Genomic DNA, 15,828 nt, shown 5'->3' with positions numbered 1-15,828 from the left:
CTCTATATAATTGACAGCAATTTTTTCAAGTTGTAGATAAGCATGAATAAACTATTTGCTAGCAGCCCTCGAGGGTTAGAAGAACTATTAAAAAAAGAGTTAACCGATATCGGTGCCACGGACTGCCAAGTTGCACAAGGCGGTGTCTATTTTGCTGCCGATGACGCGACCCTGTACTGTTCGCTGTTATGGACTCGGCTTGCCTCACGCATTTTATTGCCAATCAGTGAGTTTGATATTTATAGCGATTTAGATCTCTATAGCTGTGCGCTAAATATTAATTGGCCGGCGATTTTTGCTGTTGATGCGACGTTTATGATCCATTTTTCCGGCACCAATGATTTTATTCGTAATAGCCAATATGGCGCATTAAAGGTGAAAGATGCGATTGTTGATTGCTTTACGCGTAAAGTCGATCAGCGGCCAAATGTGACGAAAGAGCGCCCCGATATTCGTATTCATGCTTTTTTAAATAAAAACCGGGTGATTTTATCACTCGATTTGAGCGGTGAAAGCCTACATCAACGAGGTTATCGCGATAAAACCGGTGAAGCACCGCTGAAAGAAAATCTGGCCGCGGCGATTGTGCTGCGTTCGGGTTGGCAAGCTGAGCAGCCTTTAATTGATCCGATGTGTGGTTCGGGTACATTATTGATTGAAGCAGCGATGATGGCCGCCAATATTGCGCCGGGCTTAAAGCGTGCTAATTGGGGTTTTTTATCATGGCAAGGATTTAACCCGACATTGTGGAATAGCATACTGCTTGAAGCAAAAGCGCAAAGCAAAACAGTTAGTGCCTCTTTTTTTGGTTACGATAACGACAGTAATGTGATTGCCAAAGCGAAGCAAAATGCCGAGCAAGCGGGAGTTGGTGCGTTGATTCATTTTGCGGTGCAAGATGTGACTAAGCTCATTAACCCTTGCCCTGAACGTGTCGGAACGATTATTAGTAATCCGCCTTATGGTGAAAGGTTGGAAAGTGAACCAGCATTAATTGCGTTACATGCTACGTTAGGCCAGCGAATTAAGCAGTTTTTTGCGGGTTGGAATTTATCACTATTTAGTGGTGCCCCTCAGTTGCTTGATTGCCTACAAATGCGTGCAGAACGGATATTTAAAGCTAAAAATGGCCCGCTCGATTGCGTACAAAAAAATTATTCGATAGCGCAGCGTGAGCAAACAGCAGTCGTCAATGCCACGCTGCCAGCGGAAGATTTTGCCAATCGATTACGTAAAAATGAACAGAAGCTAGCAAAATGGGCAAAGCAAGAAGGTATTGAGTGCTACCGTTTGTATGACGCGGATCTGCCTGAATATAATGTTGCCATCGACCGTTATAAAGATAAAGTCGTGGTACAAGAATATGCGCCCCCCAAGACGATTGATCCGCAAAAAGCCAAACAGCGTTTATTTGATATTATCAATGCGACGATGTCGGTGCTGAGCTTAACCGCTAATCAATTGATTTTAAAAACGCGTGAGCGGCAAAAGGGTAAAAAGCAGTATCAAAGCTTAGCGCAAAAGCAGGATTACTTTTTAGTGCGCGAATATAACGCCCAGTTTTGGGTTAATTTGACCGACTATTTAGATACAGGACTATTTTTAGATCACCGAATTGCCCGCAAAATGATTGGTGAAATGGTACAAGGTAAAGACTTTTTAAATCTGTTTGCTTATACCGGTAGCGCGAGCGTTTATGCTGGGCTGGGTGGCGCTAAATCAACCACCACCGTTGATATGTCGCGCACGTATTTAGAGTGGGCAGATCGTAACCTTAAACAGAATGGCTTAGTCAGTAACAAGCACCGTTTAATCCAAGCCGATTGTCTATTTTATTTGCGTGAAAGTGAAGATCAGTTTGATGTGATTTTTATCGATCCACCGACATTTTCCAATTCAAAACGGATGAGTGATACTTTTGATGTGCAGCGCGATCACCTTGATCTGATGCAGGATTTAAAACGATTATTACGGCCGAACGGCACCATTATGTTTTCAAATAATAAGCGCGGCTTTAAGCTAGACTATGATGGCTTAAGTCAGTTAGGTTTGCAGGCTAAAGATATCAGCGCACAAACTATCTCATTAGACTTTAAACGTAACAAACAGATTCACTGTTGCTTTTTAGTTACCCATCGTTAGGTTTTAACCAATAGCACATCGATTTTAACCATGTGCTATTGCCCCTCTAATTCAAATAATCTGCCGATTTTATGCTGCAAATATTACACAATGGCTAGTACGTTTTCTGGCGGTCGGCCAATGCGGGCTTGGCCATTGGCAACGACAATCGGTCTTTCGATCAGTTTGGGATGTGCGTGCATCGCGGCTAATAGTTGCTGCTCGGTGAGTCCTTCATTCGCGAGATCAAGTTCTTGATAGAGTTCCTCTTTGCTGCGCATCAATTGCCGGGCGGAGGTAAAGCCGAGTTGGTTAAGTAATGTTTTTAATGTCTCAACCGATGGCGCGTGCTCAAGATAGAGAATAATATTCGGCTCAATGCCTTTTTGCTCTAGTAATGCGAGGGTTTCGCGACTTTTAGAACATTTAGGATTATGGTAAATAGTGACAGTTTTCATAGTTGTTTAGCCCGATTTAAATGAGATCAATACTGTAACGTTTAATCGAAAAACCGCAAGAAATAATGCTAATTAAGTTAAAAAACGGGTATAATCGCTGAGTTTTTTTTATCAGTGAATCACTAATGACTTTATTACATAATCAGCTCGAATTACTTAGTCCCGCTAAAGATATTGCAATAGCTAAACAGGCTATTTTGCATGGTGCCGATGCGGTTTATATTGGTGGGCCTAGTTTTGGTGCTCGTCATAATGCCGGTAATTCGCTCCATGATATTGCCAAATTAGTTCAGTTTGCCCGTCTTTATCGCGCTAAAATATTTGTGACTTTAAATACCATTTTGCATGACAATGAACTGGCGCCCGCACGTCAGCTGATTTATCAGCTTTATGATGCCGGTGTTGATGCATTAATTGTGCAAGATATGGGCATTTTAGCCTTAGATATTCCACCGATTGATCTGCACGCGAGTACTCAGATGGATATTCGCACGCCTGAAAAGGCCAAATTTTTAGCCGACGTCGGTTTTTCGCAAATCGTGTTGGCGCGTGAACTTGATTTGCATGAGATTTCGTTAATTAAGCAGCAAACCGATGCCAATATTGAGTATTTTATTCACGGTGCACTTTGTGTGGCGTTCTCTGGCCAGTGCTATATTTCACATGCCCAAACCGGTCGTAGTGCCAACCGCGGTGATTGTTCACAAGCCTGTCGTTTACCGTTCACCTTAAAAGACGATCAAGGGCGGGTGGTTGCTTATGAAAAGCATCTGTTGTCGATGAAAGATAATAATCAGTCAGATAATCTTGCTGAATTAGTGGCGGCTGGCGTTCGCTCTTTTAAAATAGAAGGGCGTTACAAAGATCTGAGCTATGTTAAAAATATTACTGCTTTTTATCGGCAAAAATTGGATAAAATTTTACTACAGCGACCGGATTTAGGCCGCGCATCAAGTGGCAAAACTGAATACTTTTTTACCCCTGATGCAAATCGCACGTTTCACCGTGGGAGCACCGACTATTTTGTGCATGGGCGTAAGGCCGATATCGGTGCGTTTGATTCGCCAAAATTTGTGGGGTTACAAATTGGCGAAATCGTAAAAGTGACCGATAAAGCAGTCGATATTAAAACTAAACTGGCTTTGGCAAATGGTGATGGGCTTAATATTTTAGTTAAACGTGAGGTGGTTGGCTTTAGAGCCGATAAAGTCGAAAAGTTAGCGGCAGATATGTATCGGGTTTTGCCTAATGAGTTACCTAAATCACTGTTAACCGTCAAGCTGCCTTGTCTAATTAACCGTAATTTAGATCATGTTTGGCAACAAAGTTTATTAAAAGAGTCGAGTCAACGACGTATTGGCGTCTCATTTTTGTTGCGTAATTGTGTCGGTGGAATCGAACTGATCGCCAAAAGTGAAGAGGGGAGCGAAGTACGTCAAACGTTAATCGCCGATTTTGATTTGGCAGAGCAAGCCGATAAAGCCGCTAAAAATCTTCAAGATAGTTTGGCCAAATTAGGCCAAACTATCTATTACGCGACATCGATTGAAATTGCGCTAAATCCCGTCTATTTTGTGCCAAGTAGTCAGCTTAATCAGCTGCGCCGTGAGGTCATCGATTTACTGACCGAGCAACGCATTGCCGATTATTCACGCCGAGTACGTAAGCCAGAAGTTAGCCCTGCGCCGATTTACCCTGAAACGCAGTTGAGCTTTTTGGCCAATGTCTATAATCATAAAGCGCGCCAGTTTTATTTACAGCATGGTGTTGAGCTGATTGATAATGCCTATGAAAGCCATGATGTAAAAGATGATGCACCACTGATGATCACTAAGCATTGCCTGCGCTTTGCCTTTAATCTTTGCCCTAAACAAGCCAAAGGTGTGCAAGGGGTCAAAACCAAAGTGACCCCGATGAAGCTGGTGCATAACAATGAAGAGCTGATCTTAAAATTTAACTGTAAAGCCTGTGAAATGCAGGTATGGGGTAAAATTAAGTCCCATGTATTAAAAATGCCATTAGCAGGCAGTGAGATTATTTTTTTAGAGAAAAATTAATTTTATCGCTTTGACTTCCGCTCGCAATATACGCGATTCCCGTTAATAAATTCGGTTATTAATAACCTTACTACGATAGTGATAACCGATTTTTATTTTGGCATAATTCATGTATGCTGTTATATATATTGAATATTTTTTGATATGATTTTTTCTAAACTATTTTTTAAAACCATTTTTTAAAACAATTATTGGCAATGTCTTGTCGTGTTATCAGCAAGCATTGCTGCTGATACCTGGCATCGTATACAACGTCACAATGGAGTATGAAAATGAGTAATGAATCACCGATCAAAACTGTTAACCCTACCACCAATAAAGTTGAAAAAATCTATGCTGAAATGACCATGGCGCAAATTGATGCATTGTTTGCAAAAGCCGATGATGCTTACCAATCTTGGCATAAAACATCATTCCCCGAGCGAGCACAGGTACTGCATAACGCAGCGACTATTTTACGCGAACGAAAACAGTCGCTTGCCAAGTTATGTACCATTGAGATGGGTAAGCTGCTGCGTGAAGGGATAGCGGAAGTTGAACTTTGCGCGGATATTTTTGATTACTATGCCAATGAAGGTGCCAACTTATTGGCCGATAAACCAATTCCCGTTAAATATGGCAAAGCATTTTTAACGTATGATTCAATCGGCGTTTTACTTACCGTTCAACCTTGGAATTTCCCTTTCTATCAAATTACCCGTACCGCTGCCGCTAATATTATGGCCGGTAATACGGTCGTTTTAAAACATGCTTCAAATGTTCCACAATGTGCTGACATAATGGAGAAGATCCTGCGTGAAGCCGGTGCACCAGAAGGTGTTTATACCAATTTGTTTATCTCAGGCTCGAAAGTATCTGAATTAGTCACCGATCCTCGAGTAAAAGGCGCTTCATTAACCGGTAGTAAACCTGCAGGTGCAAGTTTTGCATCGGCAGCGGCAAGTTGTGTAAAAAAATCAACATTAGAGCTTGGCGGCAGTGATCCCTTTATTGTTCTTGCTGATGCCGATCTTGATTTAGCGGTGCAAACGGCGGCATTAGGGCGATTATTTAATGCCGGCCAAGTCTGTGTGTCGCCAAAACGTATTATCGTTTTACAATCAGTGGCGGACGAGTTTATCGAGAAAGCGAAGTCACTTTACCAAAATATTGTGGTTGGCGATCCGCTCGATCCTAACACGCAATTGGCGCCACTTAACAGTGAAAAAGCGGTGCAAAAAGTGATTAAACAAGTCGAATTGGCGGTAACTGAAGGGGCTAAACTGGTACTGGGTGGTAAACGCCTAGCGCGAGAGGGCGCATTTATGCAACCGACGATATTAACCGATATAAAGCCAAATATGAAAGCCTATTCCGAAGAGATTTTTGGCCCTGTACTTTGTATTTATGTGGTACAAAGCATTGATGAAGCAATTAAAATCGCCAATGCAACTGAGTTTGGTTTAGGCGGATCGGTATTTGGCAAAGATGAAAAAGAAGCCATTCGTGTCGCTCGTCAAATTATTACCGGTATGGTTTATATCAATCATACCACCGGCATTGCCCCTGAGCTGCCATTTGGGGGAACCAAAGCTTCGGGTTATGGACGGGAACAAGCCGAAGCGGGTATTCATGAATTTGTTAATCCTAAGTTAATTCGGGTAACAACACCTGATGCGGCGTATTAATGTTTGAGGTTGATAGGGAGCCAATCCCTATCACTTTTGTCAGTCTACTAGGTTAATAGGGTAGCGCATCTAGCGTAGTAAATTTTTCATCAATGAGCGCGCCCGTTAGATCGCGTAAGCACGCTATCTTATTCGCCTGACAATAGGCGTGCAAGTCATCAATAAGTGTTATCATTATTGACGGTTCAATAAAGTTTGCGGTGCCGATTTGCACGGCAGACGACCCCGCTAAAAAGTATTCGATTACATCGTCAACCGTTGTTATGCCACCACAGCCAATGATTGGAATCGTAATATGTTTGTAACATTGGTATACCATGCGGAGCATTATCGGTTTGATGGCTGGTCCAGATAATCCACCCATAATATTGCCAAGTTTAGGCCGACGAGTGGTAATATCGATTGCCATGCCAAGTACGGTATTACCGACAATCACTGCATCAGCGCCATGATCTTGCGCTGCTTTGGCGACACTAATAATATCCCCCGTATTTGGCGTCAATTTTACCCAGAGGGGTAACTTGGTTGCTTTACGTAATGCGTTGACCACATGAGCGGTTGAATCGGCTTCCATTGCAAAGGCTTTGCCGTGAGCATCAATGTTTGGACAAGAAATATTGGCTTCAATTGCGGTAATACCTGCTACCTTATCAAGCTTTGCTGCTAATAAGCCAAAGTCAGTGGCGGTATTGGCTGAAATGCTGGTAATTAAGGGTGGGGTATATTGCCGGTAATAGGGAACGCTGTGTTCTATATAGTGGTTAACCCCTTTACTGGGGATGCCGATGGCATTGAGCATCGCATTAGGTAATTCACAGGCCCTTGGTACAGGGTTACCACTACGTTTATCGGCGGTAAAGGTTTTTGTGACGATCGCCCCGAGTTGGTTAAAATCGATGATAGCAGCTAACTCTTTATCAAACGTTCCTGATGCTGGCATGATCGGGTTATGTAAGATTACGCCGTTAATATCGACAGATAGATCACTCATGGCATAAACTCCTTTATATCAAACACCGGCCCATCAATGCACACTCGCTTACTGCGAGGTGCATTTTTACCTTGAATATTAAAGGCTTTGACGCAGCAGTGGCACATGCCAATACCGCAAGCCATATGTTGTTCAAGCGCGACTTCACCGTCAATATTATGCTTAATGGCTAGCTGTTGTAGTAGTTTGGTCAATCGGGTTGAGCCACAGGTAAATACGGCATCAATAGGGCGCTTTTGATGCTCTGCTAGAATAATCGCTTCAACATTTTCAATCCGACTTGAATCGTCAGTATCAATAACTTCAATGACGTTAGCATTCACATTTAAAAAGCGCGTTTGGGACATTAAGCTGTTACGGTTTCTGGCACTGAGCAGCGCGGTTACCATAATGTTTTTGTCAGCTGCCGCTTCAGCAAGTGGAGCCAGTGTGGCTAAACCAACGCCACGGCCGACAACTAAGATATGCTGGTAATGGGCCTTTAAATTAAATCCTTTGCCTAATGGCCCTAGCACCGATAACTTATCATTTGCTTTTAATTCAGCAAGCGTGCGCGTTCCGCTGCCGGTGACTTTATACAAAAATTCAACTTGGCCTGTTTGGCTGTTGGCCAAGTAAGTGCTCATCGGCCGGCGAAAAAATGGTTTATCCGATTCGGTCTGTGGGCAAAGTAAGTTAAAAAATTGGCCAGGTTGAACATTGGCGGCTTTTTCATCAATTTGCACTATCATATGCTTGTACTCATCGTTAACCCATTGGTTACTAATGATGGTGGATCGGCTATCAATTGCAGTCATTTAATTATTCTCTTTTTGATTGGCTAATTTTTCTAGCGTCTTAGTTAATAGCGTTGCCCCTAAGATAATGTCATCAGGCGAACTAAATTCATCTTTATGATGGCTAATTCCGGCTTTAGATGGGATAAAAATCATAGCAGTAGGGTACTTTTGTGCCATATACATCGCATCATGACCCGCGCCACTTAGCATATCTAAATACTCAATATGCTGTTCACTACATAGTTGGCTGATAGTTTGGCAAAGGCGTGGATTCAATTTAACGGGATGTTCTTGTGATAAGCTATCGAGTGTAATTGTGATCGGTTGGCTTGCCATTATTTGCGCAATTAGCTGTTGTAAACCTTGTACGACGCGGTTAATGCTATCGAGTTCAATTCCTCGAATATCGATATAAAAGCGTACGTGACCGGGGATCACATTGATCGCATTAGGATAAACATTGAGTTTACCGACTGTTGCAACCGTGCCTAACTGCGCTTCGTGGTTAGCAAGGCTATTTAGTGTTGTAATGATTGTTGCCGCACTCACTAGCGCATCTTGCCGTTGTGACATGGGCGTTGCACCAGAGTGATCCGCTTGACCATAGACGTCAACCCGAAAACGTGTTGGCGCCGCGATACCATTTACGACCCCTATGGCTTTGTTTGCCGCTTCAAGGCATTTTCCTTGCTCAATATGTAATTCAACAAAAGCACCATAGGCATCATTGGCCAGTTCTGCTTGCTCAAGTTTGGCACTTTGATAACCGGCTTCATCAATCGCTTGGTAGAGTGTTTTACCGTGGTTATCCTTGGTTTCGTGCCATTTCTGCGGGTCAATGTTGCCGGTTAATATTTTGCTGCCAAGACAAGAAATCCCAAAGCGGCTCGACTCTTCGCAGCGAAAGATAATTAATGTTAATGAACGCGTTAATTGTTTAGGTTGAAACTGCGTTAATGAGTATAAGCCAGCCATAACACCTAAAATACCATCATATTTGCCACCATTTGGCACGCTATCAAGATGTGAGCCGGTCGCAATTGCCGGCAAGCTAGGGTCTTGACCCGGTAAGGTGATAAATACGTTACCTACGATATCTTGTTGGCAATCGAGACCATATTGCTGCGCGAGCTTAATAATATATTGATGAGCAAGCTCGTCATTTTGGCTATAGGCAAGACGCGTCACACCATCAGCGATATTGGTTTCACTATAGGCGGCTAATTTTTCAATCGTTGATAGTAGCTTATCAAAGGATAATGGTTTTTTTATATGCATATTATTATCTGAGCATCGAGCAATAAGGTGTCTCAAAAATAGGATTATAACAAAATGATGTGCATTTTCAAATTTTCGGTTAAATGAAAAATTGTTTTATATCAATGTATTAAATGGAGATAAGAAATGATGATATTAGCGATAATGTTATAATCATCTCATTTTTTGGATTTTTGCCTATTACCTTACAATGAGATAAGGAATATATGGTCATGATAGTGAAAAGCAATTTTCACTGTTTATCAAAGGGTTTTAATGCTGAAAACCTAACAGCTAATGGCAAAATATTTACTGTTAGGTTAGCTATTTTTGTGCGATCACAACAAGCGTTTAATAATTTTATCGATCTTAATACGCCTCAGGCGATTAATTAATTTATGTACCTGTTTAGGGTAAAATTGGCTTGCCTGAATAAGTTGAAAGTGATTAATCAATTGGGTTTTTTGCCTAATGGTGTTGAGCTCTTCAGTAAATTTTTCGCGCAGTATACCATTAGGATCATGGACTAAAATTCCATTTTCAAGGTCGAGTCGCCAAGCTCTTGGATTGATATTGTTGCCGGTGTTTAATACCCAGTTATCATCAACCCAAATACCTTTCAGGTGATAGCTGTGCTCTTCATCTTTCCATAAACGAATAATTAATTGTTCTTTATCGACAAACTCTTGTAGTCTTTCAACAAATTTACGCAAATTAATTTCATATAGATAAGGTAAACCACCGATGATATTGAATGGCTCATCTTCGGGAATATAGAAGTCATTAGCGGTTTTGTCACCAATAATAATCTCAATTTTTTTGCCTTTTCGAAGTTGTCTAATAATGTCTTTAATAATAATTGGCGGTAAATTGAAGTAAGGGGTACAAAATATGACTTTTTCTTTAGCTTGGCTAATAAGGTGGTGAATGACTTGATTCAGCGGATTGCCCTTACCTAAGCCTGCAATTGGCGTGACGCTTAGAGTATTATTATCTATATTGCCGTCAAACTGGTAATTAGCTTGTGTAAGGTGTTGACGTAAGGCTTTAATTTCAAGCTTAAGTTGCTTACGTGTTTTATGTTCAGGTTGATCGAGTCGTTGCACACCATCAAAAGGTAAAAAATTGTCATCAATATAACTAACCATGCTATCAGCTAAGGTTTTATTGGTAATAAGATGGTATCGGTCATAACGGTATTTATCCAACTTATGCAAATAAACGTTATTAATACTCGCACCGCTATAAAGTAGCGTGTCATCAATAATGCTGCCTTTAAGATGCAAGACACCGAGTACTTCACGGCGATTAACGGGCACGCCATATATCTGAATATCAACCTCTGGATGGGTTAATTTCATTTGATGATAAAAGTCAGCGTTAGTTTGTTGTTTTTCTTCGCCCATGCGGCCACGTTGTGCACGGTGCCAATCGACAAAAATTTTAACATCAAGATTAGGCTTACTAGTTTTAGCATCATAAATCGCTTGTAAGATCTCTTTACCCGCTTCATCCCGCTCGAGATAAAGGGCAATAATATAAATACGCTGAGTTGCGTTTTTAATCGATTGTAATAGAGCTAAACGGTATTCTTTAGGTGTATACAACACCTGATAATCATCAGCCGATTGCTCTATTTTCGCTAGTTCATCAAGATACTTTTGATGATTATATTTAATAAATGGGATTTGCATAATAGACTTCACGGTTTTACGCATTCATAAAATATGCGAATCATAGCATATTTTATCATTTGGGTATATTGCTAATAAATTGTCTATTAAACAAGGTTAACTATATGAAATAAATTATCTTTTTAGATAATAAAGACTGGGTTATAAGTATCATTATTACTATTTACAGTAAGGATTTATGCGTTTTGTATAAATGCCAAATCCTTGTTGAACAGCCTGTTTGTAGGGTAATCACATCGAATTTTTAATGATATTGGAATCAAGGCTATTTTGAGATCTAGATCGCAAAACTGATTTATTTATGGTGTATTTAGGTTTAAAACAATATTTTAACGATGCTATTTTTGATATTTATACTATATTTTGTCTTTTATCATTTAGTAATCTGCTGTTAGATGTTATAAATCTAAGATATTCGCCATCGGCATGGCTTTTTAGTTTGGCTGACATTTATATACATCTGATTACGCCAGTTAGCATCACTTGCTTATCAATAAACTAAGCGTAATCAGAGGTAAAATGAGACTGTTTTATTTAGTTATTCTATTTTCTTATAACGATATGCTTTTTCACTATAATTAAGTTTGAGCGCTTTTGTTAAAATAGCCTTATTAACTGTTTTACTATTTAGGAATGTTAATGTTTATTTATTTAAATCTTATTGTATTTTTAATCTGCTTAATGGGACTAGTTTATTGCCATGTTCACTTTAAAAATTGGAGTTTATCGCGTAACGTTTTTATTGCATTAATTATTGGTGTGTTATTTGGCATCGCTTTGCAGTTAATTTATGGCGGAAGCGATTCTGAGATTATCACGAGATCAGTTGCCTGGTTTAATATTGTGGGTAATGGCTATGTGAAATTATTGCAAATGGTGGTGATGCCATTAATTTTGATGTCAATTTTAAGTGCAGTAGCAAAATTACATAATGCTTCATCTTTAGGCAAAACGAGCATCTCGGTTATCTCGATTTTATTGCTGACAACTATGATTGCCGCGATTGTGGCGATAGTTATTTCATTAGTATTTGGTCTTTCAGCGGAAGGACTCGCCTCTGGCGTACAAGAACAAGCAAGGGCAGTAAAGCTGCAAGAGATCCAAAATGGTACCTTAGCTAACTTAAGTGCACCTGATATGATTTTAGCGTTTTTACCGAGTAATCCGTTTCAAGATCTCGCAGGTTTAAGGCAGACATCTATTATTGGTGTGGTCATTTTTTCTGTTTTTCTGGGGATTGCCGCGCTCAAATTAGTTAAAGATAATCCAGAGCAGGGCAATAAGCTATTAGCGGGTATCGACATAATTCAACTGTGGGTGATGAAATTAGTTAGACTGGTTATTCAATTAACGCCTTATGGTGTTTTTGCGTTAATGATTAAAATGTCAGCGACATCCGATGCGCGGAGTATTGTTTCACTCGGTTTGTTTATTATCGCTTCATATGTGGCGTTAGCGATTATGTTTGTGGTTCATGGTGTGTTGGTTACCTTGTCCGGTGAGTCATTTTTTAGCTATTTTAAAAAGATTATGCCGATGATGGCTTTTGCTTTTACCAGCCGCTCAAGCGCCGCATCGATTCCAATGAATATTCAAACCCAAGAAAAGCGTTTTGGTGTCGCAAATAGTATAGCGAGTTTTTCGGCCTCTTTTGGCGCAACAATCGGGCAAAATGGCTGTGCGGGGATTTATCCTGCGATGTTAGCGATGATGGTTGCCCCAACAGTTGGGGTTGAATTAAGTTTACATTTTATGGTTATGCTCGTTTTTATTGTCACCATTAGCTCTATTGGTGTTGCAGGTGTCGGTGGCGGTGCAACTTACGCTGCGTTGATCGTTCTACCTATGGTTGGTTTACCTATTGAAATTGTCGCGTTATTGATTTCAATTGAGCCGATTATTGATATGGGACGAACAGCATTGAATGTCAGCGGTTCAATGACAGCAGGGATTGTGACAAGTCATCTTTTACAACAGACCGATAAATCGCAAATAGAGGAAGAGTAAAACAAAATCACGAGCCAGTATTTTGACCATACTGGCTCGTTTTAGATAAATTATCGATAGTGATTATTTAAGTGTATATTTATTTATATGGTTAAATATCAATTAGCTATTTTAATAATTATTAATTATCAATGTAATAAAGTACCTGTTCCATTAACTTTAGTATATAATATAGGCAACATAACGACAGTAAGGTTTTGAATATATAATACTAAGTATTTGGAGCGTTGCATATCAAGCAATCACTATAGGTATGTTATTTATACGCTTGTCCAAATAAACAATAATATAAAATATTTTAACCTTGGGTCATTTTATTTGATAAATATGATGCATTTATTTTATTGCAATAACGTATTAAATCATTACTGGTTATGAGTATTTTTTATTGGAAACTTCTATTTATTGCCAAATTCATATTTTTCATTAGTTCAAACGATGGAGCAAGTATGGCTGGATAATTTACACTTAATAGAGCGGGAAAATTGATTCTTATATTAATAATTAGAACCAATTAATCTGGCTTACGAGTAACCGATATTAGTTATATATCGGGGAGTGGAATATTCTTTAAGTATTTAATAAGGCTTTATATATGCGTATTGGTTTACAACTATTATTAGGTTATGTGTTGGTTGCTATTTTAGCATGCTATTTGGTTTTTACTGTTTTTTTGAAAGAGGTAAAACCAACGGTTCGACATGCAACAGAAGAGATGTTAATTGATACCGCTTCTCTTTTAGCAAGCATTGTCGCCCAGGATTTAGCGAGTATCGATGAAGTTCAACGTAGTTCAGTCGTCCAAGTATTGACTGATAATAGTCATAAATCGCTTATTGAAGCAAATATCAATGGCATGATTAAAAATAAAATGACCTATCGCGTTTATATTACTGATAAAAAAGGTATTGTGGTTTTTGACTCAGATAAGCGTGATGAAGGGAAAGATTATTCTCGTTGGAACGATGTCTACCTTACGCTACAAGGTAAGTATGGCGCACGTGTTACTAACACCGATCCCGATGATGCGACAAGTTCAGTGATGTATGTTGCTGCACCAATAAAAGTTGACGGCGATCTTATCGGTGTTCTTACCGTTTCTAAACCAAACCAATCGATGTCCTCAATTATTGACCGAGGCGAACAGCACATTTTATTAGGTGGTATGATTTTAATCTTTGTCGCTCTTGCTATTGGTGTGTTTATTATTTCTTGGGTTAATTATTCAATTAAAAAATTAGTAAACTATGCTAGTCAAGTATCTAATCGTCAAAATGTCGCTTTACCTAAGCTTGCATCAGCAGAGCTTAAAACATTAGCGAATGCACTAGAAGACATGCGTTTAAAACTTGATGGTAAAGATTATATTGAAAAATATGTTCACACGCTTGCCCATGAATTAAAAAGCCCATTATCATCGATTCGAGCAGCAACTGAAATATTACAAAACACTAATGATAAGTTACCCCAAAGTGTCAATGAATTGGATAAAACTCAAAAAACGCAGAGTCGCTTTTTGTCAAATATCGATCAACAAACTGAACGTATGAGTATCCTTATTGAACGAATGTTACAACTCGCTCGATTAGAAAGCCGAGTGGGTGTTAATTTTCAGTCGTTAAATATGCGTGAGATTATTAGCCAAGTTATTGAAAGTCAAACTGTTGAAGCTCAATCACGAGGTATCGAGCTTGTCGTTCATAAAAATGATGAAATTATTATTTCGGGAGATAAATTTTTACTTATTCAAGCGTTGACTAATTTATTTAGTAATGCGTTGGATTTCACTCCCGTAGGCGGTAAAATTGAACTAAATGCAATGGTTAAAGGTAATTATTACTCAGTTGAAATAAAAGATAATGGTAGAGGTATTCCTGAGTATGCGATTAATCGAATTTATGAACGATTTTATTCATTACCGAGACCAAATAAAGGTAAAAGTAGTGGGCTAGGATTATCTTTTGTCAAAGAAGTTGCTATTGTGCATAACGGTGAAATTAGTGTTGTAAATCGAACTGATGGTCAAGGTGCTGTGGCAATTTTTATGATTAAAATTCATCCTAACCAGTAGGATTATTGTGATGATAAGAAAAAGTTTATTACTGTCGATTTTTGTCGTAAATTTATTTTGTGTGCAAGCTATATCAGCAAAAACGAAAGAATGCTTAGTTAAACCTTCATACGATATCATTGTTGATAATGAGTCGGTCTTGATTACTAATCCAACAACAAGGTTAGCTATTAACAATGATGGTTCGATGGTGCTAAATAATCATACCGTTAATGTTAAAGCGGCTACGAAAATAGAAGCAAAGGAATTTCAGGCTTACTTGCGATGGCAATTACCTAATTTTGAACAGCAAGCGTATAGAGAGCTAGGCGGTGTTAGATCTGTCTTTGAAAAGGCGATCAACGAAAGGCTAGGTAACGATAGTGGATTGCTAAAAAATCTAAATAGCTTATATGCACAGCTTACCGAGCTATTAAGTCATGCTATTACGACAAAAAATGATGTTACTTACTTCTACTACAAACCGTTTAATAATTTAAAAAAAGAGGGTGAGGCAATCGGTAAAAAGGTATTTTATAAAATAATTAGTGATAGTATTTTTAGTTTTAATGTTTTTAAAAATTACTCTGCAATCAAAAAAATTGCCAAGCAGGAATGGAAACAACAAAAAACGTTGTTAAAATCATTTGATGATGATGTGTGCACATTGATTACTGATATCGATGATAAGTATAATCATTTAATGAGCGCAGTGACGTTGTAAACTAATATGCAAAAATTAGCTTT

Annotated in this window: 11 protein-coding genes; 6 read left to right on the top strand and 5 right to left on the bottom strand. The window is 39.1% G+C overall.

Features of this window, described 5'->3' with window-relative positions; genetic code table 11:
* Positions 1 to 42: 42 nt before the first annotated feature.
* A complete protein-coding gene (rlmKL, locus tag RHO12_04240) occupies positions 43 to 2,142 on the top strand; it encodes a bifunctional 23S rRNA (guanine(2069)-N(7))-methyltransferase RlmK/23S rRNA (guanine(2445)-N(2))-methyltransferase RlmL (protein ID WVD66993.1) in 2,100 nt (699 codons plus the stop codon).
* 83 nt (positions 2,143 to 2,225) lie between these two features.
* Here the strand turns inward: rlmKL and arsC are convergent, their stop codons facing one another.
* A complete protein-coding gene (gene arsC / locus RHO12_04235) occupies positions 2,226 to 2,579 on the bottom strand; it encodes an arsenate reductase (glutaredoxin) (protein ID WVD66992.1) in 354 nt (117 codons plus the stop codon).
* Positions 2,580 to 2,704: 125 nt separating this feature from the next.
* Between arsC and RHO12_04230 the strand changes: the two genes are divergently transcribed.
* The gene (locus RHO12_04230; protein ID WVD66991.1) at positions 2,705 to 4,636 is read left to right on the top strand and encodes a U32 family peptidase; all 1,932 of its coding nucleotides are present in this window, start codon (positions 2,705 to 2,707) and stop codon (positions 4,634 to 4,636) included.
* Between the two features lie 272 nt (positions 4,637 to 4,908).
* Positions 4,909 to 6,303, top strand: a complete 1,395-nt coding sequence (locus RHO12_04225; protein ID WVD66990.1) for an NAD-dependent succinate-semialdehyde dehydrogenase — start codon at positions 4,909 to 4,911, stop codon at positions 6,301 to 6,303.
* Between the two features lie 52 nt (positions 6,304 to 6,355).
* Here RHO12_04225 and RHO12_04220 read toward each other — a convergent pair whose 3' ends face one another.
* The 4 genes from RHO12_04220 to pssA form a co-directional block, all read right to left on the bottom strand.
* Positions 6,356 to 7,294, bottom strand: a complete 939-nt coding sequence (locus tag RHO12_04220) for a dihydroorotate dehydrogenase (GenBank protein ID WVD66989.1) — start codon at positions 7,292 to 7,294, stop codon at positions 6,356 to 6,358.
* Complete coding sequence (locus tag RHO12_04215) at positions 7,291 to 8,091, bottom strand: dihydroorotate dehydrogenase electron transfer subunit (protein ID WVD66988.1); 801 nt, start codon at positions 8,089 to 8,091, stop codon at positions 7,291 to 7,293. The genes RHO12_04220 and RHO12_04215 overlap by 4 nt, the downstream gene beginning before the upstream one ends.
* Positions 8,092 to 9,351 carry a Zn-dependent hydrolase gene (locus RHO12_04210; protein WVD66987.1) on the bottom strand — a complete coding sequence of 420 codons (1,260 nt, stop codon included), beginning with the start codon at positions 9,349 to 9,351 and terminating at the stop codon, positions 8,092 to 8,094.
* 317 nt (positions 9,352 to 9,668) lie between these two features.
* Complete coding sequence (gene pssA, locus RHO12_04205) at positions 9,669 to 11,024, bottom strand: CDP-diacylglycerol--serine O-phosphatidyltransferase (protein ID WVD66986.1); 1,356 nt, start codon at positions 11,022 to 11,024, stop codon at positions 9,669 to 9,671.
* Between the two features lie 639 nt (positions 11,025 to 11,663).
* Between pssA and RHO12_04200 the strand changes: the two genes are divergently transcribed.
* From RHO12_04200 to RHO12_04190, 3 genes are all read left to right on the top strand, one after another.
* Positions 11,664 to 13,031 carry a cation:dicarboxylase symporter family transporter gene (locus RHO12_04200; GenBank protein WVD66985.1) on the top strand — a complete coding sequence of 456 codons (1,368 nt, stop codon included), beginning with the start codon at positions 11,664 to 11,666 and terminating at the stop codon, positions 13,029 to 13,031.
* A 595-nt stretch (positions 13,032 to 13,626) separates the two neighbouring features.
* Positions 13,627 to 15,102 (top strand): two-component system sensor histidine kinase CreC, encoded by a 1,476-nt coding sequence (gene creC, locus RHO12_04195; protein WVD66984.1) that lies wholly within the window; start codon positions 13,627 to 13,629, stop codon positions 15,100 to 15,102.
* A 10-nt stretch (positions 15,103 to 15,112) separates the two neighbouring features.
* Positions 15,113 to 15,805 (top strand): hypothetical protein, encoded by a 693-nt coding sequence (locus tag RHO12_04190; GenBank protein ID WVD66983.1) that lies wholly within the window; start codon positions 15,113 to 15,115, stop codon positions 15,803 to 15,805.
* Positions 15,806 to 15,828: the final 23 nt, after the last annotated feature.

The sequence above is a fragment of the Orbaceae bacterium lpD02 genome (genome assembly GCA_036251875.1).
In the GTDB taxonomy this organism is placed as follows: Bacteria; Pseudomonadota; Gammaproteobacteria; order Enterobacterales; family Orbaceae; genus Orbus; species Orbus sturtevantii.
The sequence above is the reverse complement of the archived record's forward strand: the minus strand, read 5'-3'. Positions and strand labels throughout refer to the sequence as shown.

Coding starts and splice junctions, on each gene's coding strand:
- RHO12_04200 (WVD66985.1), top strand. CDS start 11,664: ATGTTTATTTATTTAAATCTTATTGTATTTTTAATCTGCTTAATGGGA.
- RHO12_04220 (WVD66989.1), bottom strand. CDS start 7,294: ATGAGTGATCTATCTGTCGATATTAACGGCGTAATCTTACATAACCCG.
- RHO12_04215 (WVD66988.1), bottom strand. CDS start 8,091: ATGACTGCAATTGATAGCCGATCCACCATCATTAGTAACCAATGGGTT.
- RHO12_04230 (WVD66991.1), top strand. CDS start 2,705: ATGACTTTATTACATAATCAGCTCGAATTACTTAGTCCCGCTAAAGAT.
- creC (WVD66984.1), top strand. CDS start 13,627: ATGCGTATTGGTTTACAACTATTATTAGGTTATGTGTTGGTTGCTATT.
- arsC (WVD66992.1), bottom strand. CDS start 2,579: ATGAAAACTGTCACTATTTACCATAATCCTAAATGTTCTAAAAGTCGC.
- RHO12_04210 (WVD66987.1), bottom strand. CDS start 9,351: ATGCATATAAAAAAACCATTATCCTTTGATAAGCTACTATCAACGATT.
- RHO12_04225 (WVD66990.1), top strand. CDS start 4,909: ATGAGTAATGAATCACCGATCAAAACTGTTAACCCTACCACCAATAAA.
- RHO12_04190 (WVD66983.1), top strand. CDS start 15,113: ATGATAAGAAAAAGTTTATTACTGTCGATTTTTGTCGTAAATTTATTT.
- pssA (WVD66986.1), bottom strand. CDS start 11,024: ATGCAAATCCCATTTATTAAATATAATCATCAAAAGTATCTTGATGAA.
- rlmKL (WVD66993.1), top strand. CDS start 43: ATGAATAAACTATTTGCTAGCAGCCCTCGAGGGTTAGAAGAACTATTA.